This window comes from Pseudomonas sp. PGPR40, from assembly GCF_022014505.1.
Lineage (GTDB): Bacteria > Pseudomonadota > Gammaproteobacteria > Pseudomonadales > Pseudomonadaceae > Aquipseudomonas.
Map to the genome: position 1 here is coordinate 49315 of NZ_JAKLSP010000006.1, position 25454 is coordinate 74768.

Sequence of the window (25454 nt, forward strand, 5' to 3'; positions counted from 1 at the left end):
ACCGCATACCGAGCTTGAGCACGGGCCCTGCTGTCGCCCGCGTTACGGCGCACCTGTGTGCAGGATTTGACTCGCAAAGTGTCGTAGCACGCTCGCAGGCGGCATTGGCCGCGGAGCGCGTCCATAAGCGCATATAACAATGAGAACGACATGAAAATGAACAGAACGAAGACGATTCCGATGTTGTTGGTGCTGGCGTTCCTGGCGACGCCGCTCGCCACAATGGCCTGGGAGCGGGGCAAGGTCGAGACATTCGCCACATTGCCCGCCGGTGAGGCACATCCCGAGGGGATCACCGTGGACGGCGAGGGCAACGTCTACGTCGTCACGGTGGCGGCGGACAAACCCCGTACGAGCGAGGGAACGCTTCTCGTGTTCGATCCGCAGGGCAAGCATTTGCGCACGGTCGGCATCAAGGGATCGAGCAGATTGTTGCTTGACCTCGGCTTTCATCCCCGGACCGGCCAGTTGCTCGTGGTCGACTTCAAGGCCGCGAAGGTCCTGAGCGTCGATCCCGAGTCAGGTGCCTCGTCCGTGTTCATGACGGTCACGGGCAAGCACCCCGGCCTCGACGGGATAACGTTCGACCCCGCCGGCAACGTGTACGTGACCGATGCGCACCAGGGCATCATCTGGAAAGTCGGACCCGACGGCGGCCAAGCGTCGGCATGGGTCAGCAGCCCACTGTTCAAACCGACGCGGATACCGCCAACCATCGGCGCCAATGGTCTGAAGTTCAATAACCAGAAGACGGCGTTGTTCGTCGCCAATACGGCGAACGACACCATTATCAGGATACCGGTGACCGGTCCGACGCTCGAGCCCGGCACGCCTGAAGTCTTCGCCAACCGTGTCGGCGGCGGTCCCGACGGTCTGGTCATCGACGAGCACGACAACCTTTGGGTCGCGTGCAACCAGTCCAACGAGATTCTCGTGCTGGAGCCGATCCAGGGTCGTGTGGTTGCCAAGCTTGGCGATTTCGGCGGAATCAGTCGCGACGGGGCGCCCATTGGCTTTCTTTGGTCGAACAGCCTCGTATTTCACGGTGACGACATTCTTGTCACCAACCTGTCGCTCGATGTCGAGACGGCTCTATCGCAGCTTAGCGATGAGCTCGGCTTGACGCATCTCGTACCCCGGACTCTGCGGACCATCGATGGACAGTGGGCCCGCCAGGTGAAGGTTCACACGATCTCGAAAATCAAGAAGCGGATACCAGAAGGAGTGGACGTCGCCGGGACAACGAAATGACAACCGTTGCTTGCCCGCACTGCGTTGCGAGCGGCGTGAGTATCAACAAAGCCAGGAGGACAGTTTCATAACAACGTTTGGAGGCTAGGTCGTGAGCGTGGTCGGCGCTGCCGGCAAAAGTATTGCGCGTACCAATCCATAAAAAAAACATAGATGGAGTAGCGTCAATGACAAAAAAAAACCGGCACTGGTGCCTGGCAAGATTGCCCTTGGCCGTCAGCCTCGCTTCCACACTCGTCGCTCCGGCATTCGGAGTCACCTTCAACATTGGGGAGATCGAGGGCCAGTTCGACTCCGCCCTCTCCGTAGGCGCCAGTTGGTCCATGCGTGGGGGCGATCCGGACCTCATCGGGGTCAACAGCGGTGGCAATGGCCTGTCCCAGGCCACCGACGATTCCCACCTGAACTTCAAGAAAGGCGAGACCTTTTCGAAGATCTTCAAGGGCATCCATGACCTCGAACTCAAGTACGGCGACACGGGCGCGTTCGTCCGTGGCAAGTATTGGTACGACTTCGAGCTCAAGGACGAGAGCCGTCTGTTCAAAGACATCGACGATCACAACCGCAAGGAAGGCGCGAAGTCCGCCGGAGGCCAGATCCTCGATGCCTTCGTCTACCACAACTACGCCATTGCCGATCAGCCGGGCTCCGTGCGTCTGGGCAAGCAGGTGGTGAGCTGGGGGGAAAGTACGTTCATCGGCGGCGGTATCAACACGATCAACCCGATCGACGTATCGGCATTCCGCCGTCCGGGCGCCGAGATCAAGGAAGGCCTGATTCCGGTCAACATGTTCTATGTGTCCCAAAGCCTGACCGAACACCTGTCGGCCGAGGCCTTCTATCAGCTGGAGTGGGACCAGACGGTGGTGGACAACTGCGGCACTTTTTTCTCTCAGCCTGACACGATTGCCGACGGCTGCACCGATAACCTGCGCGTCCTGAGAAAGGCATCGAGCCTTAGTCCTGCTGCCTTGGGGGCCCTGAGCCAGTTTGGGGTAAATGTGAACGAGGAAGGCGTGCTGGTTCCCCGCGGTCCGGATCGCGATGCGGATGACGATGGCCAATACGGCCTGTCTTTTCGCTACTTCGCCGAGCCGATGAATACCGAGTTCGGCGCCTATTTGATCAACTACCACAGCCGGTCACCGGTTTTCAGCAGCACGAGCGCTACCCAGGCGCAACTCAATACCATCAACGCCGGTTTGCCGAACGTTCCAGCCCTTGGCGCCAGCAACCCGGCCAACCTTCGCTCCTTGGCCGTCGCCGGTTCCTCGAACTACTTCGTCGAGTACCCAGAGGACATTCATCTCTATGGCCTGAGCTTCTCCACCACGCTGCCTACCGGTACCGCGTGGAGCGGCGAGGTCAGCTACCGTCCTAACCTGCCGGTTCAGATGAACACCACGGACATCCTTTTCACGGGCGTCGATTCCCTTGGTGGACTGTTCAGCAACGCTTCGCTGCTGCCAGGTCCTGCGGGACAGGACGTGCATGGCTATCGTCGCAAGGAAGTGACCCAGTTCCAGACCACCTTCACGCACTTCTTCGACCAAGTCATGGGGGCTAGCCGTCTGACCCTGGTGGGTGAGATCGGCGTCGCTCATGTCGGCGGCCTGGAAAGCACTTCCGATGTCCGTTATGGCCGTGACCCCGTCTTCGGTCCCGGCCCGTTGCCGGCCACTGGGTCAATCAATACGTGCGTGGCGCTGAACACTGGCGCCCTGGGCAGCGCCACTGCGCAGAACGTCAGTAAGTACTGCGAGAACGATGGTTTCGTCACCAGCACTTCCTGGGGTTACCGCATGCGCGCCTTGTGGGACTACAACGACGTGTTCGCCGGTGTGAACCTCAAACCCAGCATTGCCTGGTCCCATGACGTCGATGGTTACGGTCCGAATGGTCTGTTCACCGAAGGCGCCAAGGCAGCCAGCCTGGGCCTGGATGCCGAGTACAACAATACCTACACGGCGAGCCTCTCTTACACCGACTTCTTCGGCGGCAAGTACAACACCTCGATCGACCGCGATTTTCTCGCGCTCAGCTTCGGCATGAATTTCTAAGTGGGCTGGAATCTTGAGGAAACAACAATGAAAACAACAAAGAGTCTGCTGCAAACCGGCGCCCTGACGCTGACCCTGATGGCCTCCAGCGTGATGGCCGCAGTATCTGTTGATGAAGCGGCCAAACTGGGTGCCAGCTTGACCCCGGTAGGTGCCGAAAAAGCCGGCAACGCCGATGGCTCTATCCCGGCGTGGACCGGCGGCCTGCCGCAGAATGCCGGTAGCGCCGACGCCGCGGGCTTCCTGACTGATCCCTTCGCCAACGAACAGCCTCTGTTCACCATCACCGCGAAGAACGTCGACCAGTACAAGGACAAGCTGACCCCCGGCCAGGTGGCGATGTTTAAACGCTACCCCGACACCTACAAAATACCGGTGTACAAGACCCACCGCACGGCCACGCTTCCGGCCAAGGTGATCGAAGCCACCAAGTACAACGCCACCCACACCAAACTGGTAGAAGGCGGCAACGGCCTGGAGGACTTCCATAGCGCCAATCCCTTCCCGATTCCGAAGGACGGCCTCGAGGCAATCTGGAACCATATCACCCGTTATCGCGGTGGCAGCGTGAGCCGCTTTGTGACCCAGGTGACCCCGCAGACAAACGGTTCCTACAGCCTGGTGTACTTCCAGGACGAATTCACCTTCCGCGACCAGTTGAAGGACTACGACCCGAGCAAACCGAGCAACGTGCTCTTTTACTTCAAGCAACGCGTGACTGCACCGTCGCGCCTGGCGGGTAACGTCTTGCTGGTGCACGAGACCCTGAACCAGGTGAAGGAGCCGCGCCTGGCCTGGCTCTACAACGCTGGCCAGCGTCGTGTGCGTCGTGCCCCGCAGGTATCCTACGACGGCCCAGGTACTGCTACCGACGGCCTGCGTACCTCCGACAACTTCGACATGTACAACGGCGCTCCCGATCGTTACGACTGGAAGCTGGAAGGCAAGAAAGAGATTTACATCCCCTACAACGCCTACAAACTGGACTCGCCGAAGTTCAAGTACAGCGACATCATCAAGGCCGGCCATATCAACCAGGACCTGACCCGTTACGAGTTGCACCGCGTGTGGCACGTGGTGGCCACCCTGAAGCCCGGCGAACGCCATGTCTATGAAAAGCGTGACTTCTACATCGACGAAGACACCTGGCAAGCCGCCGCCATCGACCATTACGACGGGCGTGGCATCCTGTGGCGCGTGGCCGAGGGACATGCCCAGTTCTACTACGACAAGCAAGTGCCGTGGTACACGCTGGAAAGCCTCTACGATCTGGTGTCCGGCCGCTATGTGGCGCTGGGCATGAAGAACGAGGAAAAACAGTCCTACGACTTCAGCTATGCCGCCGGTGAAAGCGACTACACGCCGGCTGCGCTGCGTCAGGAAGGTGTTCGCTAACGTTGCGCAATACCTTGTTAAGGAAGCCGGCCTTCGGGCCGGCTTTTTATTGGGTGCGCCAGGCATGGTGCACTGCCCGGACTGCTCGATGCTGGATACGATAAAACGGTTGATTCAGCGTTTGTATAGGCCGGTCAGGGTGGCCGTGGCGAGTGTGTTCTGGTAGATCAAGAAGCGCACCACCGCGTTGGTCGGATTGGCCGGCAGCTCCAGCTTGGACACGTCCAATGCATGCACAGTGAAGATGTAGCGGTGCGCGGGCAAACCAGAGGGCGGGCAGGGACCGCCGTAGCCGGCGCTGCCATAGTCGTTGGTGACCTGAGTACCGCTGGCGCCCAGGTCCGTGGCGTCGGTGGAACCCAGGCCCGCGGCGAGCTGCGTGACGGACGAATCGATGTCGAACAGGATCCAGTGCCAGAAGCCGCTGCCGGTGGGCGCGTCCGGGTCGTACAGCGTCAGCGCGAAGCTCTTGGTGTCTTCCGGCGCGCCTTGCCATTGCAGCGCGGGCGAACGGTTCTGGCCAGTGCCGTAGAAGCCATCGAACTCATGCACCAGTTGCAGCGGTTCCTGATCTTTAAATTCAGACGACGTTACTGTGAAGTTACCCATGCCGTTTCCTTTCATTTGATCTTGGTAGTGGATTGGCAGCTCGCAGCCGGGAGCCAGGGTTCACTGGTTTGAAGTAGAGGACGCAAGCCGTCCTTTGATGAGCGCTTTCATTACGACTGAATCCTGAGCGTTTCGCGGCATCGAACCTCCGATTTGATATCGGTCCAAAGATCTAATGTTAGGAGTTTTGCCATGAAAAAAGACCCTCGTCAAGCACCTCAGAGGGGGACTGCTGAGATACTGGCCGGGCGATATGAGATCTCGCGTACCGGGTAGGTCGAGTTAGCGGTGACAGCTCAAAGAAGAGGGCGGAAGCGGCGCGCCGGGTTTACGCAGAGGTCCGCACGAATGCTTCTAGTCCCGCTTGCGCTCACCCATCAGGCCCGGTTGGGGTTCGGTCATCCCGGGCATGGTCTTCAATGTAGACGCAGGGAAGTCGATCTCGGCGACGTAGCGGTCGCCCCGATACCAGGTGACACCGGCGTACAGCACATTGCCTTTACCGTCGACCAGGCACCGTGACATTTTCGCCACGGGAGAGGCAAACGGGATCTTCAGCAGGTCGCACAGAGGAAAATCCGCAGGCATCACAGTAATCCGTTGCCTCACGCGTTTGCCGCGGGTGCCCAGTTTGTCGAGCACCGCGGCAAGCAGCTTCCTTTTCCTGGCGATGTCCTTGGGCAACGACTCGAAGACCGTTGTGGACACGTAAATCTCGGCATAGCAGAACGCCTCGCCGGAATAGGTATGCAGCTTGCGGACGCACACGTTGTCGTCCGCCGACCGATCATTCGCGCCAAGCAGTTCTTGGGGCAATTGAGTGTGGTGCCGGACTTCAAGTATCTCGAAGGACAGCGCCTGCGGCGCGGCGAACGGATCGTTGATCGTCAGTTCGAGGTCGCCGGTGGCGGCGGGCAGCGCAGCCACGTGGGTGCCGACACCCCGTTGGCTGCGGATTAACCCTTCCTTGGAAAGCATCTCGTATGCTTGCCGGACAGTCACGACCGCGACGCCCAAGTCATCCGCCAGTTTCGTGATTGTCGGCAGCTGTGTGCCGAGCGGATACTCGCCCTTCGCGATCCGGTGCCTCAGCAGGGAAGCTAACCGCTGATATTGGGTAACGCCGCGTTCGGCCCCCAGCATCGGTCGCTCGGTCCTGATGCCTGCATCATTGTTGCGCTTGTTCACGCTGTCTTTCACCCAAGTGCCTAACATTAGGTTCATGGTAGCAGGGCCGGCGTTGGCCGTCATTTGTGTGCCGGGCGGCTGCTGACCTTGCCCTTGGCGTGCTTGCCATCGTCGTGCGCTCGACCGCCTGCTGTCGATCCGCGAGGGCGCCAAGAGTAGTGGGATTTGCTCAGCGGCATACACAAGACTTCAATGTTGTGGAGGCGCTGGCTTATGCCATACAGGCTGAGGTCAGAAAGTTGGTGCGGGAAGGGACTGACTGAAGGGTAGTGGATCAGTCACGGAGCGTTAAATCCGCTCCCGGTCGTGGTACCTATACAGAGCCGACGCCCAAGCGCTACGGTTGCAGTAGTTGGAGGCATGCCCTGCACGAATCACGGTAGTTCGAAGTACGGAAATCCCAAGCTGATAATGGACCTACAGCCGTCTGGTATCGCAGCAAGGTCATTGAATGGGAAACTGCTCCTTTTGCAAGCGCGCTGAGTGACTGCTTCTGGCCGGGTCAGCCGCTTCTTTGCCCATCAGGATTTCCTGTAAGCCGCGAGGGAGCGAAAGAAAGTAACATTCGCAGAACCCCGCGGCTGACCTCGATTGTTTTCAGAAACAGCGCTGAACAAGCCTTTCTAACAGCGGTGACGTCGGGGTGTCACGGCACGCCTCACTCAGAAGCGAGCGCGGCGTCCCTCATCACCTGTTGGGTGTCGGCGGCAGGCTGGCGACCCACCTTGAACCATGCGGCGTACAACGCCGGGACGAAGAAGATCGTCAGTAGCGTCGCCACCGTAAGGCCGCCCATGATCGCAATTGCCATCGGCCCCCAAAACACACTGCGCGTTAGCGGGATCATTGCGAGCACGGTGGCCAGCGCCGTCAGCATCACCGGTCGGGCCCGGTGAATGGCGGCATCCAGTACAGCATTCCATGGGTCGCGTCCTTCGGTGATCTCGATCTGCACTTGATCGATCAGGATCACTGCGTTGCGCATGATCATGCCACCCAGCGCGATAATGCCCAGGATTGCAACGAAGCCCAACGGTGACTGGAACACCAGCAGTGCCGGCACCACACCGATCAGACCCAGCGGTGCGGTCAGCACTACCATCCACATGCGGGAGAAATTCTGCAGTTGCAGCATGAGCAACAGCAGGATGCTGATCATCATCAGCGGGGCCACCGCCAGCAGCGCCTTGTTGGCCTTGTCGCTTTCCTCCACCGCACCGCCCACGTCGATGCGGTAGCCCGACGGCAGCTTCGCTTCGATATCCTTAAGCAACGGCCGGATCTCCTGCGTCACCGATACACCTTGCTCGCCATCCTTCACGTCGGCACGCACCGTGATCGCCATGTCGCGGTTGCGGCGCCACAGCACGGGTTCTTCCAGCTGAGAGTGCACCTGTGCGACTTGTGACAGTGGCACCACAGTGCCCTGGCGCGTGTAGAGGTTGATGCCTTTGAGTGTGTCGAGGCTCAAACGCTCCTCGGGCACGGCACGGGCCACGATGTCGATCAGGTCCTCGCGCTCACGCAGCTGCGACAGGGTTGCGCCATTCATCACGGTCTGGGTCGCCAGCGACACGTCGGCCGGCGTGAGGCCAAGCGCGCTCGCCTTGTCCTGATCCAGTTCGACCTTCAGCGTGCGCACCGGGTCGTTCCAGTCGAGCTGGAGGTCGCGCACCTTCGGGTTGGACGCAACCACCTTCTCCACGTCGCGGGCGATTTGGCGTACCACCTGGGTATCGGGACCGACGACACGGAACTGCACCGGGTAGCCGACAGGCGGCCCCAACTCGAGCCGGGTCACGCGCACCCACGCCTGCGGGAATTGTTGGTCGGCCGAGGTCACCAGTCGCTCACGTACCCGCTCGCGTGCATCCAGGTCCTTGGTCATCACAACGAACTGGGCGAATCCCGGATTCGGCAACTCGGGGTTGAGCGAGAGATAGAAGCGCGGTGCGCCGGCGCCGGTATAGGCGGTATAGAAACGCACGTCCTCGTCCTTCGCCAGGATCTCCTCCATATGCTTGACCTGCTCGGTCGTCGCGGCGAATGAGGAGCCTTCCTTGACGCGCAGGTCAATGACCAGTTCAGGGCGCGAACTGTTGGGGAAGAATTGCTGCGGCACTAGCTTGATACAGGCCAGGGCAAGCACCAGAGCGCCAAACGTCGCACCGATGACCACCCAGCGGCGCTCAATGGCGGCGTCGATCAGGCGGCGCAGGTTGCGGTAGAACTTCGTGTCGTACATATCACCGTGCTGGTGCTTGCCCAAATCGTTGGGCAGCATCTTGACAGCCAGGTACGGCGTGAAGATGCCGGAACAGATCCACGAGAACAACACTGCGGCGCCGACGATCCAGAAGATGCCACCCGCGTATTCGCCGGTGGTGGACTGCGAGAGGCCGATCGGCAGGAAGCCCACGACGGTGATAAGTGCGCCGGTCAGGCGCGGCATGGCGGTGGACTGATAGGAGAAGGCGGCCGCCTTCACGCGGTCCATGCCGGTTTCCATCTTCGCCACCATCATCTCGATGGCGATGATGGCGTCATCCACCAGCAGTCCCAACGCGATAATCAGCGAGCCGAGCGAAATACGCTCGAGGTTCCAGCCCATCGCCAGCATCACCAGCGCCACGCCGCCCAGCACTAGCGGCACTGTGGTCGCAACCACGAGGCCGGCGCGCCAGCCCAGGCTGGCCAGGCTCACCGCGATCACGATGATCAGCGCCTCGGCCAGCGCGCGCCCGAAGTCCAGGATTGCATCCTTCACCGTGGTTGGCTGGTCGGCCACGAGCTCAAGCTCCACGCCATGTGGAAGCTCCGACTGGATGTTGGCGACTGCCGTGTCCATCGCCTTGCCAAGGTCCACGATGTTGCCGTCGCTGGTCATCGTGATGCCGAGCATCAGCACTGGCTGGCCGTTGTGGCGTACCGTGTAGGTGGGTGGATCCTCGAAGCCACGTGTAACGGTCGCAATGTCACCGAGCTTGATCTGCCGGCCGCCTGCGGCGATGGGCACGTTGCGGATAGCCTCTTCGCTGGAGAATTGGCCGCTCACTCGCACCATGACGCGGTCGCCGCGGGTGTCGATCTGGCCTGCGGGCAACATGGCGTTCTGGCTCTTGAGGCTTTCGGCGATGGCTAACGGTGTGATGCCCAGCGCTGCCAGGCGCTCATGCGAGAGCTCGACGTAGACACGCTTGGCCTGCTTGCCGATGAGATCGATCTTCTTGACCATCGGCACCTTCAGCATCTGGCGCTTGATGTCCTCGGCCGCGTCCGACAGGTCGGCGTGGCCGACGCCGTCGCCCTTGACCGCGTACATCAGGCCATACACGTCGCCGTACTCGTCGTTCAGGATCGGGCCGATCACGCCGTCAGGCATCTCGAGGCTCAGGTCGTTGAGTTTCTTGCGCGCCTGGTACCAGGCCTCGCGCTGGTCAGCCTTGGAGGTGCCGCCGCGCACGGTGAGCGTCATGCCGGCGTAGCCTTGCCGCGCGTAGGTGACCACTTTCTCGAAGTTGTCGATCTGCTCGAATTTCTTCTCCATGCGGTTGAGGACCTGGTCCTGCAACTGCTGGGCGGTGGCGCCTGGCCAGATGACCATGGCGGTCATAGAGGGTACGGAAAAGTTCGGATCCTCGAGCTGACCGAGCCTGGTAAAGCTGAAGGTGCCGGCCACTGCGACAATGAGGAGCATGAACAGGACGATGGCGCGATGACGCAGCGCCCAGTCGGTGAGGTTGAAGTTGTTCATCGGGCGGCCTGCTGCGTGGTGTTCGCGTCAACAATCGCCGCGCCGGGAAGCGCGACCTTCAGTCCGGAGGCCATCTTCTGCACCCCGGCGGTAACGACCAATGCGCCGGCCTGCGGCCCGGAGACGAGCACCTCGTCGTTGCCGTAGCCCAACACCGCCACCTGCACCAGTTCGACGACGCCTACCGGATCCTTGCCCACGGGCGTGACTACCCACAGCGCAGGCTGGCCACCGCTTTGCGTCAGTGCCGTGGCCGGTACCGCCGCCACTGAGACACTGGTCATCACGCGCTCGGCCGTGACCGTGGCAGTGGCGCCCAGCGGCAGCGCCTGCATCGGTTTGAGCCGCGCGCGATAGGTGCGCGTCTGCGCCGCGGCCTGCGGCGACAGCTCGCGCAGCGTGACATCGAAGATCTCGTTTGGCGCACTGGCCAGCGAGGCCTTGAAATGCGCCTCCTTGAAAAAGGACAGCTGATCCTCGGGCACATCGATGACGATCTCGGATTCATCCGGATTCGCGATTGATACAACCGGTTGGCCCTCCGGAACAACCTGGCCGGCCTCAAAGCGCACAGCCGTGACCACGCCGCTACGCGAGGCGCGCAGCACGGTGTACTTGAGCCGGTTGCGCGCGAGCTCGAGCTTTCGCGCCTCGGCTTCAGCGGTTGCATGCGCGGTCTGGGCATTGGTATGCGCGCGCTCGTCGTCGGCCGCACTGACCGAGCCGTCAGCCTTCAGCGCGGTCAGGCGCTGGCGGTCCGAGTCGGCCTGGCGCGTCTGTTCGACGGCAACCGTCCATTGTTGTCGCGACGCTTCTTCAGCAAGGCGATAGTCGCTGTCATCCAGCACAGCCAGTACGCTGCCTTCGCGCACAAACTGGCCTACATCGACATTGCGTTGGGCGACTTTGCCGCCCACGCGGAAGGCCTGGTCGACTTCATGTCGCGACTGTACGGTGCCCACGTAGCGACTAATGTCGCGGGCATTGTCGTAGCTGATTTCAACGGTGCGTACCGGTCGTGGTGCCTGAACGGTCGGCTGGTCCGGGCTGCACGCGGACAGCATGACGGCTACGGCCAAAGCGCCGGCCGCAGTAAGGGAGGTTTTCAAGGCGGTTCCTCTTTGAAAAAGGCAGTTTCTTAAGAAAGTGGTGGCCGGTCGGCTTGGGTGGCTGCGGTGGGAGTGGCGGGTTGTTCGAACACCTGCCAGCCCCCGCCCAGTGCCTTGTAGAGCTTCACGCTATCGAGCAGCAGCTGGGTGTTGCTTTCGTTGGAGTTCAGGCGTGCCGCCAGGCGCGCCCGCTGCGAATCCAGCAGCGGCAACAGGTCGATCTGCCCGCGGTTATAGAGCGACTGAGCGCGGTTCTGCGCAGCCTCGGCGGACGCAGCGGCCAATTGCAGCGACCCGGAGCGGCGGCGTTCCTGCGCCAGCGTGACGAGGGCGTTCTCCACATCCTCGAGTGCTCGTACGATGCCGTCTTCGGCGCGCAGTACCGCCTCTTGTTGAGCACTTTCGGCTGCGTCGTTGATCGCTTGCGTGCGCCCGGCGTTGAAGATCGGCATCGCCAGCAGTCCCGCCACGTTGGTGAAGCGCGCAGCGCCGAGATCGGCACCGTTCAGGCTCAGGCCCTGTTGGCCGAAGGATGCGCCGAGGAAGAGCCGCGGGAACCACTCGGCCGCTGCCTGCTGGCGGCGCGCATTGGCCGCGTCGAGCTGCGCCATCAGCGCCAGTACGTCAGGTCGGCGTTGCAGCAGCTCGGCGGGCTGGCCCGGCTTGGCCTCGGGCACCTGCGCATCACCATTCGAGGGCTGGATGTTCGCGGTATTGAACGACTGATCGGCGATCAACACCGCGATACGATGGCGCGATACAGCCGCCAGCGTTTCCAGCGGCGGAATCTGCGCCCGTGCCGACAAGGCGTCGGTCTGCGCGCGCTCGACGTCGAAGGCGGACGCCAGCCCCACCTGCTGGCGCGCGGTGACCAGACGCAGCGTCTCGTCCTGCATCGCCGAGATGGCACGCAGCGTCGCGGCCTGGCGCTGCGCGCCGACCAGTGTGAAGTAGTTGCTGACAACGTCACTCATCACCAGCAGGCGCACGCCACGCATGCTGTGCTCCGCGGCCAGCGCATCGGCGTCGGCTGCTGCTGCGCCGGCGCGCAGGCGGCCGCTCAGGTCGAGCTCCCACGAGACGTCCAGGCCCACACTGGTGGTCTTGGTATCCGGATAACCCTGTTTCGTGGCCGAGTTGTAGCCGCTGCTGCGATCGCTGCCGGAGGCAGATGCGCCGACGCTTGGGAGCAGCCAGGAACGGCTGACCGTTTCGCCGGCACGCGCGGCGCGCAGGCGCTCGGCGGCAATCTTGACGTCGCGGTTCTCGCGCGCTGCTCGGCGTACCAGATCCGTCAGCATCGGGTCGTGGTAGACCTCCCACCACGCGGCTTCGGGTTCCATCTCGGAGGCTGTGCTTGCGGCGAAGTTACTCGGCAGGTCTACCGACGGCTTGACGACCTCCGTGGAGCAACCGGTCAAGACAAAGGCGATAGACGCGGCAAGCGCCGCACCCACGACGACGCCGAGCAGGCGTTCGGCATGTTGCAGGGGCGTCTGCCCGGCGTAGCGGATCAGCGGATGGGAGGTTGGAAGTCGCGGCATCGGATTGGACTCGTGTAGATTCGAGATGGCATCAGCGTAGGGCCCGGTGTGCGCGAAATCGTCAGCGAAGCGTCGCCGTTCGGTCGCCATGTCGAGCACCTCATTCATGTTGGAGGCGTCACTCGCCGTCGGTATCTGCCGCGTGCTCGCTGGCCGCCGACGTGAGATCCGAGTCAATCGACTCCAACAACTCATCGGCGGATGAAAACTCGTGCTGACGCCCGGTGACCAGGTTTTCGAGGCGGCCCGCGAGGGCCCCGGGCGAGGCATCGCTACGCAGCTTCACAACGTACGAGCGGCGGTTCGGGTACTTGGATTCAGGGTTCAGGCTCATCGCAGACCAGGGGGTAAGAAAGTTCGACGACAGAGTAGGCCGTCCCCTGGGGCGAGTCGTAAGCGAAAGGTCAGACTTCGGTCGGGACAGCGCCGCTCCTACAGGTCTGTGTCCTTAACTTTTCAATCAGACTTTGCAACCTGAAGCAGCGAGCGCGCTCGTTTCACCAGTTCGGTTCCATGTGTTTCGGGCAACTGGTCAACCAGCGCCGCCAGGGCTTGACGGTCCTCGGTCGTGGCGTCGTATTGCTCACACAGCTCCACCAGCGCCTGCAGTTCCAGCCACGGTGCTTCCTGGACGCGAGCCTCCTCAACCGCACGCCGCACGGTGATGCTGCCGGCATCGAGCCGGCCCTGCATCCGCGCAATCGATGCCTCCAGCAGCAACAGTTGCGGCAGGTACACGCGCTCGCCCAGTTCTTCCCCCACCCGTAGGGCTTCCTGTAGCTCGACTTGCGCAGCGTCGCAATCACCCGCCAGCAGCAACGCCTCGGCGGCATAGCCGAGCACCTCGCTGGCACCGGAGCGCATGCCGAGTCCGGTGTGTTCGTCGTAGGCCTCGCGGATGCTGCGGTAGCCATCGTGCGGTGCGCCGTTGCGCGCGTTGGCCCAGCCGCGCCACCAGCGGCAAGCCGTGCGCCCCAGCGCGAGCGAATACTCATCGACTAATGTCTGCATGTCGTCAGCCAGCGCTGCCACCCGCAGCGGGTTTCCCATCCGCACCTCGATCAACACCTCCTGCCAGGTGGCGACCAGCCAGGTCATAGGCTGGCGAAGTGTTTGTGCGCGGGTCCGCGCCTGCTGCATGTGCGCGCGGCCTTGCTCAACCAGGCCAGAACGCACAAGTTCTATGGCCAGCATGCCGTGCAGCATGACCTGAGGATCGGCCGCAAAGATCTCGTTCGCCCCGATGTCTAGCGGCTCGGCGATTGCGAGTGCGCGCTCCAGCCATCGGCGGGTCGCCTGCGTGCGACCCTGGAGATGATGCACCTCGCCCTGCACGATGCACGCCACCAGCATGAGCGCTGGATCGTTCGCCTCCGACGAGAGGGCTTCGGCGCGTTCAGCTACCGCCAGCGCCTGCGTATAGTCGCCGCGCAGACCGAGCAGATAGCCGAACCCATGCAGCAGGCGGCCGCGCATCGGATGCTCGGGTACATCCGCTAGCAACGTGTAGGCGCGTTCGAACGCGCTCCTGGCTTCGCTGCCGACACCGAGCGTGTGGAAAGCCGACACGCCCTGCAGCGTGGCCAAGGTGATTTCGAGCGTATCGCGCTCTATCCCTTCTGGCGCTTGGCGCAGCAGGACCATCGCGCGCTCAGTGAGGCCGATGCACAAGGCCGGGCTGAAGTGCAGCAGCGCGGCTTCCGCTGCCTCGGCGTAGTAGCGCAACGCGGTCATCGGTTGCCGGGCCCGGTCGAAGTGCGTCGCCAACTCCGAAGCAGCAACCGGCACGCCGGCCGTGCGCTCGCGTTCGAGCGCAGCGCCAACCTGGCGATGAAAGTGGGTGCGCAATGAGCGCGGCGTGCGGTCGTACAGTACCTGGCGGAAGAGGGCATGCCGGAACGAGTAGGGTGGCTCCATCGTCTCTTCAAGTTCGGCGGCCCGTGACCGCGTCAGCCATACCTGCTCGCGCACCAGTTCCTCGCAGGTATCGGCCACAGAAGCGAGGTCGCGCTCGAGGGCCAGCGAAACCGTCTCGACCCGGAATTCGACTCCGCATACCGCTGCCGCCGAGAGCAGCGCACGCTGCTCCGGCCCGAGCTTGGTGATGTAGTGATCAATGATGGCCGCGAGGTTTTCGGGAACCGCCATTCCCGCCAGCCGGGCCTCGATGGTAGTGTCGTCGTCCGTGGTGTCCATCACCTCACTGATAACTGACGACACGAACAGCGGCACCCCGTCGGTGCGTTCGTGCAGGGCACGCACGAAGGCTTCATCGCGCGACAGCGAGGCCGAACGCAGCGCGACATAGTCAGCGACTTCGGTTTCCGAGAACGGATCGAGCACCACTTCCTCGCACAGACGTTGCTGGCGCAGTTCGTGGCGCAACGAGTTGAGCGGATGATCGAGCGCCACCACCTCGGCAACGCGAAAGCTCGCCAGCCACATAAGCCGCGTGCGGCCACGTCGCCGCGCCACATAGTCGATGAGCTGGACAGTCGCCCGATCGCTCCAATGCAGGTCTTCGGTTATCAGCAACAGCGGCCGTTGCTCGGTGTAGCGGTCCAGCAGTTCACCCATTTCCCGCAACATGCGATCCGGACCGATGCCGGCAAGTTCGCGTCGCAACGCGTCTCGCTCTTGCGCGGTGCTCAGCCACGGCAGTTGCAGCAGCCAGGTCGGCGCCACGGCGCGCATCAGCGTCGGCAGGGCGGGGTCGCTGCGGCACAGATCGGCCAACGCCTCCAACACCGGCAGGTATGGCTCGCCGGTGCCGTAGTGCTCCACGCAATGGCCGCGTGCGCAGGCGATGTCGCCAAGGCTGGCGAGGAAATGCTCGATCAACGTGGTCTTGCCAATCCCTGGCTCTCCGGCAAGCCAGACCACTGCGCGTTGCCCGCCGTAAGCTCGCTCCCATGCCCGATGCAGCCTTGAGAGCTTGTCGGTGCGACCAATGAATGGCGGTGATGGATGCGCGCCGACCGCCGGCACCGTCGCGGATTCAGGCGGCATCGAAGGTGCAGGGGAGGGCGCGGCGATGAAGCGATAGCCGCGCCGCGACACAGTCTCGATGAAACGAGGCTGCCTGGGGTCGTCGCCCAGCACCTTGCGCAGATCGCTGATGGCCGTCTTCAGCACTGAATCGCTGACGAACCGATGCCCCCACACGGCATCAAGCAAGGCATCCTTGGTCACCAGCGATCCTGGTTGGCGTGCAAGTGCGCAAAGCAGAGTGAAGGGCGTTGGTGCCAACGCCACGGCTTCTCCGTTACGTAACAAGCAGGCATTGGCTTCGTCGAGTTCGAACTCGACGAAGCAGAGCTGGACTGGGTTCGGATGAGGCTGCGGACGCGCCACGTTGGATTCCTGAAGGCAAAAACATGGTTTCTAGCACTGGGCCATTAATCCAATAACAACGCTGATCGGCTCATAAGCCAAGCCTCGCCGGTCGGAAATTGATGCAGACACACCCGCTGTCCATCGCGGAGCAATTCAATGAGGCATTGCGACCCTGACACCCTCGGCACAGCACAGATGGCCTCATTTCTGGGGCGGCAGTGCCCCAAAATTGTAATGACAAAAATTTCAATATTGAAATATATCTCAATTTTACATACCTTCACCTTGCCTGACGATGAGATCTGCGTATCTCACGACTTCAATCACAACAAGGGCTCGAGATGAACAACAACAAGAAAGGTACGGAACTGCCTCCCACCGCCGTCGATGTGCTGGTCGTCGGTAACGGTCCGGTAGGGGCGACAATCGCGGCGCTGCTCGGCCGCTATGGGGTGAAGACACTGGTATTGGACAAGACCCATGAGGTCTTGCTAATGCCCCGCGCCATCGCTCTGGACAACGAGGCGCTTCGCATCCTGCAACTCGCCGGATTGTCGGAAGATGCTTTCGAGAAGATCGTTATCCCTGAAGTGAAGATGCACTCCCCGGTCCTCGGGCAATTCAGTCGGGCCAACACCGCCGGGTGCATCGACGGTCATCCCAAGCTGGTGACTTTCTATCAACCCGACCTCGAACACGCGATGCGTAAACAGGTCTCTGGGCTGCAGTCAGTGACCAGTCTGGGTGGATTCGAGCTCGAGAATCTGGTCGAGGAATCGGATGGTGTCGTCGCCTCCGTGCGGGACCAGGACGGCCATCTGCACTTCATTCGCGCCCGATATCTGATCGGTGCGGATGGTGCAAGCTCCAGGGTCAGGGCCTTGATTGGCCAGGAATTCGAAGGGCAGACCTATGCAGAGGATTGGCTGATTGTCGATGCCAGGAACCGGCACAAATCAGCCATTGATCACGTTGAGTTTCTCTGCGATCCACAGCGCCCAACGCCGCACATGCCCGCGCCTGGCGGAAGGGAGCGTTGGGAGTTCATGCTGCACCCAGGCGAATCCCGGGAAGAGCTGGAAAGCCCGGAAAGCATCGCCCGGCTGATCGCGCCATGGGTCAATCCGCAGGAGCTGGAAATCGAGCGCAAGGCGGTGTATCGATTTCACGCGCGCTGCTGCAACAAATTCAGCCAGGGGCGAGTCTTCCTTGCAGGTGATGCCGCCCACATCACCCCTCCCTTTGTTGGGCAGGGTCTCGTAGCGGGACTTCGAGATGGCGCCAACCTTGCCTGGAAACTGGCCTGGGTCCTTCATGGCCAAGCCGCGCCTTCAATACTCGATACCTATGACGTAGAGCGCCGGCCCCATGCTCAGGCGATGATCAATCTGGCAAAACTCATGGGCCGTCTGGTGATGCCGAGAAACAAGGTCGCCGCTTTCTTCGTCCACGGCTTGATGCGCACGCTGGCGTTGACGCCCGCTACCAGAAGGTACTTCGAGCAACTGGACATCAAACCGAAGAACATCTTCAAAAACGGCCTGTTCGTGCAGCACCGTCGTGGCGAGAAGCTGGTGCGTGGCAGTCTGTTTCCCCAGGCCTGGGTTCGCAACACGCAACAGCAGATCCAGCTGAGCGACGATGCTCTTGGGCACAACCTGACCCTGGTTGGATTTGGTGTTGACCCATTGTCACTGCTGAGCACTGCTGAGGTCTTTTCCTGGACAAAAATGGGGGGTGACTTCTTGCAGATCGGACCCTGCGGTCAGCGCTCCGACGGCGCTTGCGACTTCATTGAAGACCTGAACCATGACATCCTGCCGCTGGCTGCCAAAGGCACGCTCGTCGCGATCCGTCCCGACCGTATTATCATGCACCACGCTCCCGGCATCGATGCAGGCAGTCTGGTTCGAGACTGCCTGATGCTGATGGGTAGCGCCGATTCCACTGCCGATAGCGTTTCCATTACCCTCAATGAACCTCCTCGATTAAGAGCCTGAAGATGCCTTCCCCCACTTTTCCTTCAGAAGCAACTGAGCAAGAGCCTCTCACTCGGGGCCACAAGAAGCGTGAACGCACCCGTCGCGGCCTGGTGGATGCGGCATTGCGTCTTGTCGCACGTAAGGAAGTGGGGGAGATTGCACTGCTTGATGTCGCCTCGGAGGCCGCAGTATCCAACGGCACCATCTACAACTATTTTCGAACGCGCGACGAAGTACTCGAGGCGGTTGGCATCGCCATGGCGAGCGAGTTCTCCGATGCCATTTCCACCCTGAGTTCGGACGTGCACTGTGGTGCACAGCGGCTTTCGATTGGCGTGCGCATGTTTGTATGCCGGGCTGCGTACGACCATCAATGGGCCAACGCACTGCTGCGCATCATCCATTCCGATCAGGCCATGCGTTCGCGCTTGGCTGCCCATGTGCTGGGCGACTTGCGTGATGGTCTGCGTGCGGGCACTTTCGCTTACGAGGACGAAGGGATCGCCCTGGACATGGTCGTATCGTGCACAACCGGCGCCATGCGCTCGGTTGTCGAAGGGCGCGTGGTGGCGGAGCACGACCAGCGGGTCGCCGAGATGATTCTCAAGGCTCTGGGCGTAACACCTGCCAAAGCCAAGAAAATCGCCGGTAAGCCGCTACCCTAGTCCTGATATCATCCTCGGCCGGCTAAACCCGGCCAATCCATTGCCGATAGTTCTTCGCTTGGCGATGAGACTTCAGCTGATTGCCGATCAATGCCATGAGTGGCGACGTCCTGGGTTGTGTCCGTTTGCCTTGGCTCAACAAGCCGAGTTGCTTCTTGATCACCGAGGCCACTGCAAGCGATGCCAGCGCCTTATTCTTCCAGCGGACGACGACGGGCTCCACTTCGGTGTCCTGACCTGCCATCCACTGGCTTGGCAGGGCCGGCTCGATTGCCAATGCAGTGGCAAGCCCCACCATCGACACCGAGCCGCTCACCACTCGCTCCGCAACCTCCTTTCGGCGCACACCGCCGGTGACCATCAGCGGCATGCGTGCTATTTCTCCTATTTTTTCCGCGAACTCAAGAAAATACGCTTCTCGAGCCAAGCGGCTGCCATCGCGGGTTTGCCCCTGCATCGCCGGGCTTTCATAGCTGCCACCGGATAATTCGACCAGGTCGACCGCCTTGGCGTTGAGCATTTCCACCACGCGAGCCGCATCCTCGGCATCGAAACCACCGCGCTGAAAGTCCGCGGAATTGAGCTTCACAGCGACGCAAAAGATCGGTGCCACTCGCTGACGTATTGCATCGATGGTTTGCAGGAGAATTTGCGCACGATTTTCCAGGCTGCCACCCCAGCGGTCGCTACGCCGGTTGGTCAAGGGCGAAAGGAATTGGCTGAACAGGTAACCATGCGCTGCATGAATTTCCACACCGGTGAATCCGGCACGCTCAGCCAGCACTGCCGCCTGGGTATAGCGCGCAATCAGCTCTTCGATCTCCTGCTCATTCAAGGCTTTGGGTGGCACAAAAGCTTTTGATAGTCCGGGAATGTCGACAGCCACCGCGGAGGGGCCCCGTGCCGATTGCCCCATGGAAGCCAATAGCTGCCGTCCGGGATGATTGATTTGCATCCAGGCTTGGGCTCCACGACTGCGGCAAGCATCGGCCCATAGCCTGAATTCATCCAGGTTACGATCGTCCTCAAGCACCACGCCAGCCGGTCCGGTCAAGGCATGGCGATCAACCATGACGTTGCCAGTGATGATCAGGCCGGCTCCACCGTCCGCCCAGCGCCGGTAGAGCTTAACCAGCGCTTCCCCTGGAGCGTGATCCTCATTGGCAAGATTCTCCTCCATGGCAGCCTTGGCGATTCGGTTTGGAATCACCGTGCCGTTAGGCAAACGAAGCGGTTTGAAGAGTTTTGAGCCGGTCATGTTCTGTCCTTCAGCTGATGAGAATTCGGCCAGCCATCGCTAAGGGTCATACCGTTCAAGCACCGTCTGCACAGTGCTTGCTCAGGTTGTTGAGGTCCTGGTTTGCATCGATGGTCCGGCTTGATGACCTGCCGGAACGGCGAGCCAAAAACACAATATAGCTGAACACGCGTGTTCAATTGTGTCAATGTGTCGAATCCTTCAAGGATCCTACAAAATCCAATATACCCACCCAGTTTTTAACGCCATAGAAAGGATCTCATGGAGAAAAATGTATTTAATTCAAAAAACGTGGTTGACGGCAAATGAACACAAGTGTTCAATCAGGCCATAAGGTAATCCTGGAGAGAGAACCGTGGAATCCCTAAATCCAACACAGCGCCGTATTCATCAAGCCGCCTTTCGCCTGTTCGCTGAAAGAGGCACCTCACAAGTGAACATTCTCGACCTCGCACAAGAGGCGGGCGTGGCGCGCGGAACGGTCTATAGCAACATCGACAGCATGGAAAGCCTGTTCGAGGCGGTCGCCAGCCATCTCGCGAAGGAGATGCATGAGCGCGTCAACAAGAGCTTCAATGCCCTCTCTGATCCGGCTCAGCGCCTGGCCAATGGCATTCGGTTGTTCATTCGTCGGGCTCACGAAGACTCCCAGTGGGGGGCGTTCATACATAAATTCGCCATGAGCAATGCCTCGTTACGCGAAATGTTCAGCAGCCAAGCGACGACGGATCTTCTGAGCGGACTCTCCAGTGGGCGGTACACGTTTGAAAAGGAGCAATTGCTCTCTGTACTGACGCTGATATCCAGCGGCGTTCTCGGCTCGATTTTCCTGGTGCTGGAAGGGCACAGAACGTGGCGCGAATCGGGCTCTGACACGGCCGAGCTGGTGCTGCGGGCATTGGGTGTATCACCAGAGGAGGCTCGTGCGCTGGCGACCACAGAGTTGCCGGCACTTCCTTCTCTCGACTGAGTTAGTTAACCGTTCCAGCCAGACACCCCTGTTTTTCAGGGGTGCGGGGACGGCTTTGCCCTAAAAACCCGGAAAACAAAAACAATGACCCACAAAAATGAAATGCCCCGGTTAGCGACACCACAACCTGCCCGGCATCCGCAACCGACGGTGAAGGCTCAGGATCTGACTCACCTGATCTTTCAACGGCCGGACTTGAACGAGGCAGCGCGGTTCCTGACGGACTTCGGCCTGACGGTCAGTCAGCAGGATGCCGATACACTTTACCTGCGCGCCACCGACGCCACTGCATACTGTTACCGTGTACATCGTGCGGAACATGCACGTTTTATCGGGTTCGGACTGGCAGTCCAATCGCTCAAGGATCTGGAAAAACTGACGCGCATCCCGGGCGCGTCAGCGGTCGAGAAATCGGAACATCCTGGTGGCGGGTATTACGTCAGGCTGACCGATCCCTCCGGTTTCATCGTGGAAGCCGTTTGCGACCAGACTCCTGATAAAGCTCTGGCACACAGAGCGCCTCTTTCCTGGAATCTGGCGCAGGAGCAACCGCGAATCAACGCCACGCAGCGTCCGCCGATTGCTCCGCCTGAAGTCCTCAAGCTGGGCCACATCGTCATCGAAGTGGCTGACTACCAGGCGACCTGTGCCTGGTACACGAAGCATTTCGGGTTTATTCCCAGCGATGTGCAGGTACTCCCCGACGGCACACCTATCGTCGCCTTCATGCGCCTTGACCTCGGTGACATTCCAGCACCGCACCATACGCTCGCGATAGCGCAAGGGTTCATGGCGACCTATAGCCATAGCGCCTATGAGGTCGTCGATGCAGACGCCGTGGGCATGGGGCAGCGCGTCCTGCGCGAGCGCGGTTGGGAGCACTCATGGGGCATCGGCCGACACATTCTGGGCAGTCAGATCTTCGATTACTGGCAAGACCCTTGGGGCGATAAGCACGAGCATTACTGCGACGGGGATATTTTCACGGCTGCACAGCCTACAGGCATTCATCCGGTGAGCCCCGAGGCAATGGCGCAGTGGGGGCAGCGCATGCCCAAGCGTTTTACCAAACCCAAGATGAGCCTGGCCAATCTGCGTGCGCTGTTCCGTAACCTGCGACGCAGTCCGGACTTGAGCATTCGCAAGTTGATAACACTCATGCGGATGTTCGGGTAGAGCTGCCGTCATGTCAGGCAATGCAATCAGGTATGGCCGTCGGGATGTGCTCAAAGCCGGCGCCTTGATCGTCGGTGGCTCGTTGGTCTACAGCGTTGCCAGCCCCCTCTCAGAACAACACCACAGTTCTCGCGCCGCCGAGCACGGGACAAACGCCGCTCCAGGAGTACCTTCAATGTCTGCTGTACACGTAGTCCGCTTCGAATTTCAGAACGGTATCCACTGGGGCGTGCTACGCCAAGGCCGTATCACGGTTGTCCCCGGTGCTTTTGAAACCACCGGTGATTTCATTCGCCAGAACAGTATCGACGACCTCGCTCAATTGAAAGGGACGGAGTTGGAAGAGGGCGAAGTGAAGCTGCTGTCACCGGTGACCCGTAACCAGCAGTTTGTCTGCCAGGGCGCCAATTATCGTCAGCATATGATCGAGTCGGGCATGGACCCGGATGCGAAGAAATTCAACATGATCTTCACCAAGGCAACGAGTTGCCTGGTGGCGGCTGACAGCGACCTGATCAAGCCGCGCACTGTGCGCTTCCTGGACTACGAGATTGAACTGGGGCTGGTGATGAAACGCGCGATCACCGGCTCTGTTTCTGTCACCGACGCCAATCTGCATGAGTTCATTGCGGGCGTCGTCATCGTCAATGACTACTCGGCTCGTGACATTCAGATTCCCCAAATGCAGTTCTACAAGGGCAAAAGCTTCCGCACTTTCGGTCCGGTCGGCCCGTACCTCTGCCTGCTGGATGCCACGAACATTCATTACCTGAAAGAACTGCAGCTGCGCCTGACGGTCAACGAACAGGTGCGACAGAACGACAGCACGGCCAACCTGGTTTACGGCCCCGCTGAAACCCTTACCGAACTCTCTTCCGTGCAAGATCTCGCCGTTGGCGACCTGATCGCCACCGGTACGCCTGCCGGCTGTGCACTAACGATACCTTCGCCTGCCAAACAGCGTATTGCGGCCCTGATGCCAGAAGCCACCAAATGGAAGCTTTTCCTCAAGGCGCAGGAAGGTCGGACGCAATATCTCAAGCCAGGTGACGTAGTCGAGGCGCGCATTCGCAGCGCCGATGGCGTGATCGACCTCGGTGTGCAACGCAACCGAGTCGTGGAGGAAGCCTGATGGTTGTGCAGACCCTGAGTGACATTGAAAGTCTCGAACAAGTCCCCCTGTCGGAGCGCGGCCTGGCTTGCAACACTTATGAAGCGCTGCGACAGGCGGCTCGGTGCTCCCCTCAGGCACCGGCGCTTAGCTTCTTCGCCGACGCCGCGGATTTCAGGCGCACCTATAAGTGGAACTACTCGCAGCTTTTCGCGGATATCACCCGCGCGGCGAATGCCTTCGATCACCTGGGTATAAAACCGGGCGAGGTGCTTGCCTTTATCTTGCCCAATCTGCCGGAAACCCATTTCACGATATGGGGCGGGGAGGCAGCGGGCATCGTCATGGCGATCAATCCGCTGCTCGAGGCCAAGCAGATAGCTGGCTTGCTGAATGCCGCGAAGGCATCCGTGGTAGTGACGCTTGCGCCGACGGCGGGCAGCGATCTGTGGCCCAAACTGGCTTCGCAGCTGGATCAGTTGCCTACGGTCAGGTCTGTCGTTTGGGTCAGCATGGAGCCCTATGTCGCCGAACCCGTGCGTGGGGCCCTGAAAGCAGCGGCATTGAAGGAGCGAGACTTACACCGCGATATCGCGATCCACGATTGGCAATCGCTGATGAGTACTCAGCCGCGCACACACCTGAAGAGTGGTCGGCAAATCCGCCAGGATGAGTGCTCCTCCTACATCTGTACGGGCGGTACCACCGGGCTCCCGAAGATAGCCGCGCGTACCCATGGCTCGGAAGTATTTAATGCATGGGCCATGGCTGCTCATATGCAGCCACGCAGCGGTGGCCAGGTTATCTTTTGTGGCCTGCCGCTGTTTCATGTCAATGGACAACTGGTGACGGGACTGATGCCTTGGACTCAAGGCGACCATGTGATTCTCGGGACGCCTCTTGGGTATCGTGGCGAGGGGGTGATCCCGCGATTCTGGGAGATGGTCGAGCACTTCGGTATCAACTTCTTTTCCGGTGTGCCAACGGTCTATGCCGCACTTTTGCAAAATGAATGCGAAGGCCGCGACCTGTCCAGCCTTCGCTATGCAATGTGTGGCGCCGCACCCATGCCGGCAGAGCTGTTCCGGGAGTTCGAGCGCCGGACCGGGCTAAAGATCCTTGAAGGTTACGGTCTTACCGAGGGCGCCTGCGTTTCCTCAGTCAATCCGCCTCATGGCGAGCGTCGTATCGGCTCCATCGGGATACGGATCGCCTACCAGAATATGCGCGCGGTCGTGCTCAATGATTCTGGAGAGTACCTGCGCGACGCCAACGTGGATGAGATCGGCCTCATCACGATCAGTGGTCCGAACCTCTTTAATGGCTATCTGGAGGAGCGGCATAACCAGGGCCTTTGGATCGATATCGACGGTCAGCGCTGGCTGAATACGGGCGATCTGGGTCGTCAGGATGCGCAGGGTTATTTCTGGCTGACCGGACGCAAGAAGGAGTTGATCATCCGCGGCGGTCACAATATCGATCCCAAGCAAATCGAGGAGGCTCTGCAGGCGCATCCCGCCGTCGCCTTGGCCGCTGCAATCGGCAGCCCCAATGCCTACTCGGGCGAGGTGCCAGTTGCCTACGTTCAACTGCGCCCCGGGCAAGTTTGCAACGCCGAAGAGCTTGAGGCATTCGCTCATCTCAATATCAGCGAGCGGGCAGCAGTTCCCAAGCGCATTGAAATCCTCGAGGCGTTGCCCCTGACTGCCGTGGGCAAGATATTCAAGCCCGCTTTGCAACAGCGGGAGATCGCCAAAGTAGTCCAGGAGGAAGTGGAGCGCCTGGGGCTTTTGGATATTGCGGTTGAGGTCGTGCAGGACAATCGCCGTGGGCATGTCGCGTGCATCCGGGCCGGAACGGGCCAGGAAATCCTGGCTCCGCTTTTGGGGCGTTATAGCTTTCAAGTCGAGTGGCTTAATTGAGTTTCTGATTCATATCTGTAAGTCCAGCAGTGGTGCCCTGGCGCTGTTCGGCCAGGGCGTTTAACACAACTTCGATCAACTCCAACCGGCACTGAAAAGTGCACAGGAAGGCGAAGCCTTGCCT

The 25454-nt window shown here is 60.7% G+C and carries 17 protein-coding genes; 9 read left to right on the forward strand and 8 right to left on the reverse strand.

The genetic code is table 11. The annotated features are described in order from the left end of the window. Positions 1–150: 150 nt before the first annotated feature. The 3 genes from MEB48_RS07360 to MEB48_RS07370 all read left to right on the forward strand — a co-directional run bounded on the left by MEB48_RS07360 (position 151) and on the right by MEB48_RS07370 (position 4706). The gene (locus tag MEB48_RS07360; protein ID WP_237883235.1) at positions 151–1251 is read left to right on the forward strand and encodes an SMP-30/gluconolactonase/LRE family protein; all 1101 of its coding nucleotides are present in this window, start codon (positions 151–153) and stop codon (positions 1249–1251) included. Positions 1252–1418: 167 nt separating this feature from the next. Then, entirely contained in the window at positions 1419–3311 is a 1893-nt protein-coding gene (locus MEB48_RS07365; RefSeq protein WP_237883237.1) for a DUF1302 domain-containing protein, read from the forward strand. A 27-nt stretch (positions 3312–3338) separates the two neighbouring features. Further along, positions 3339–4706 carry a DUF1329 domain-containing protein gene (locus MEB48_RS07370; RefSeq protein ID WP_237883239.1) on the forward strand — a complete coding sequence of 456 codons (1368 nt, stop codon included), beginning with the start codon at positions 3339–3341 and terminating at the stop codon, positions 4704–4706. A gap of 114 nt (positions 4707–4820) precedes the next feature. Here the strand turns inward: MEB48_RS07370 and MEB48_RS07375 are convergent, their stop codons facing one another. The 7 genes from MEB48_RS07375 to MEB48_RS07405 form a co-directional block, all read right to left on the reverse strand. Further along, on the reverse strand, positions 4821–5315 hold the full coding sequence (locus tag MEB48_RS07375) for a YbhB/YbcL family Raf kinase inhibitor-like protein (protein ID WP_237883241.1): 495 nt from the start codon (positions 5313–5315) through the stop codon (positions 4821–4823). A 354-nt stretch (positions 5316–5669) separates the two neighbouring features. Further along, complete coding sequence (locus tag MEB48_RS07380; protein WP_237883244.1) at positions 5670–6503, reverse strand: GntR family transcriptional regulator; 834 nt, start codon at positions 6501–6503, stop codon at positions 5670–5672. A 658-nt stretch (positions 6504–7161) separates the two neighbouring features. Then, on the reverse strand, positions 7162–10257 hold the full coding sequence (locus tag MEB48_RS07385; protein WP_237883246.1) for an efflux RND transporter permease subunit: 3096 nt from the start codon (positions 10255–10257) through the stop codon (positions 7162–7164). Further along, a complete protein-coding gene (locus MEB48_RS07390; RefSeq protein WP_237883248.1) occupies positions 10254–11366 on the reverse strand; it encodes an efflux RND transporter periplasmic adaptor subunit in 1113 nt (370 codons plus the stop codon). Before MEB48_RS07390 ends, MEB48_RS07385 begins: the two co-directional genes overlap by 4 nt. Positions 11367–11395: 29 nt before the next feature. Continuing rightward, on the reverse strand, positions 11396–12910 hold the full coding sequence (locus MEB48_RS07395) for an efflux transporter outer membrane subunit (protein WP_237883485.1): 1515 nt from the start codon (positions 12908–12910) through the stop codon (positions 11396–11398). A 118-nt stretch (positions 12911–13028) separates the two neighbouring features. After that, on the reverse strand, positions 13029–13244 hold the full coding sequence (locus MEB48_RS07400; RefSeq protein ID WP_237883250.1) for a hypothetical protein: 216 nt from the start codon (positions 13242–13244) through the stop codon (positions 13029–13031). Positions 13245–13366: 122 nt separating this feature from the next. Beyond that, positions 13367–16264 (reverse strand): AAA family ATPase, encoded by a 2898-nt coding sequence (locus MEB48_RS07405; protein WP_237883252.1) that lies wholly within the window; start codon positions 16262–16264, stop codon positions 13367–13369. Between the two features lie 323 nt (positions 16265–16587). Here MEB48_RS07405 and mhpA point away from each other — a divergent pair, with 323 nt between their 5' ends. Further along, on the forward strand, positions 16588–18246 hold the full coding sequence (mhpA, locus tag MEB48_RS07410) for a bifunctional 3-(3-hydroxy-phenyl)propionate/3-hydroxycinnamic acid hydroxylase MhpA (RefSeq protein WP_237883254.1): 1659 nt from the start codon (positions 16588–16590) through the stop codon (positions 18244–18246). Positions 18247–18248: 2 nt separating this feature from the next. Next, complete coding sequence (locus tag MEB48_RS07415; RefSeq protein WP_237883256.1) at positions 18249–18893, forward strand: TetR/AcrR family transcriptional regulator; 645 nt, start codon at positions 18249–18251, stop codon at positions 18891–18893. A gap of 22 nt (positions 18894–18915) precedes the next feature. Here the strand turns inward: MEB48_RS07415 and MEB48_RS07420 are convergent, their stop codons facing one another. Further along, on the reverse strand, positions 18916–20151 hold the full coding sequence (locus tag MEB48_RS07420; protein ID WP_237883258.1) for an NADH:flavin oxidoreductase/NADH oxidase family protein: 1236 nt from the start codon (positions 20149–20151) through the stop codon (positions 18916–18918). Positions 20152–20506: 355 nt separating this feature from the next. Here MEB48_RS07420 and MEB48_RS07425 point away from each other — a divergent pair, with 355 nt between their 5' ends. From MEB48_RS07425 to MEB48_RS07440, 4 genes are all read left to right on the forward strand, one after another. Next, the gene (locus MEB48_RS07425) at positions 20507–21121 is read left to right on the forward strand and encodes a TetR/AcrR family transcriptional regulator (protein WP_237883260.1); all 615 of its coding nucleotides are present in this window, start codon (positions 20507–20509) and stop codon (positions 21119–21121) included. A gap of 84 nt (positions 21122–21205) precedes the next feature. Then, positions 21206–22297 carry a VOC family protein gene (locus tag MEB48_RS07430; protein ID WP_237883262.1) on the forward strand — a complete coding sequence of 364 codons (1092 nt, stop codon included), beginning with the start codon at positions 21206–21208 and terminating at the stop codon, positions 22295–22297. A 175-nt stretch (positions 22298–22472) separates the two neighbouring features. Further along, entirely contained in the window at positions 22473–23429 is a 957-nt protein-coding gene (locus MEB48_RS07435; protein WP_237883264.1) for a fumarylacetoacetate hydrolase family protein, read from the forward strand. Continuing rightward, positions 23429–25330 carry an acyl-CoA synthetase gene (locus MEB48_RS07440; protein WP_237883266.1) on the forward strand — a complete coding sequence of 634 codons (1902 nt, stop codon included), beginning with the start codon at positions 23429–23431 and terminating at the stop codon, positions 25328–25330. The genes MEB48_RS07435 and MEB48_RS07440 overlap by 1 nt, the downstream gene beginning before the upstream one ends. The last annotated feature ends 124 nt before the right edge of the window (positions 25331–25454 follow it).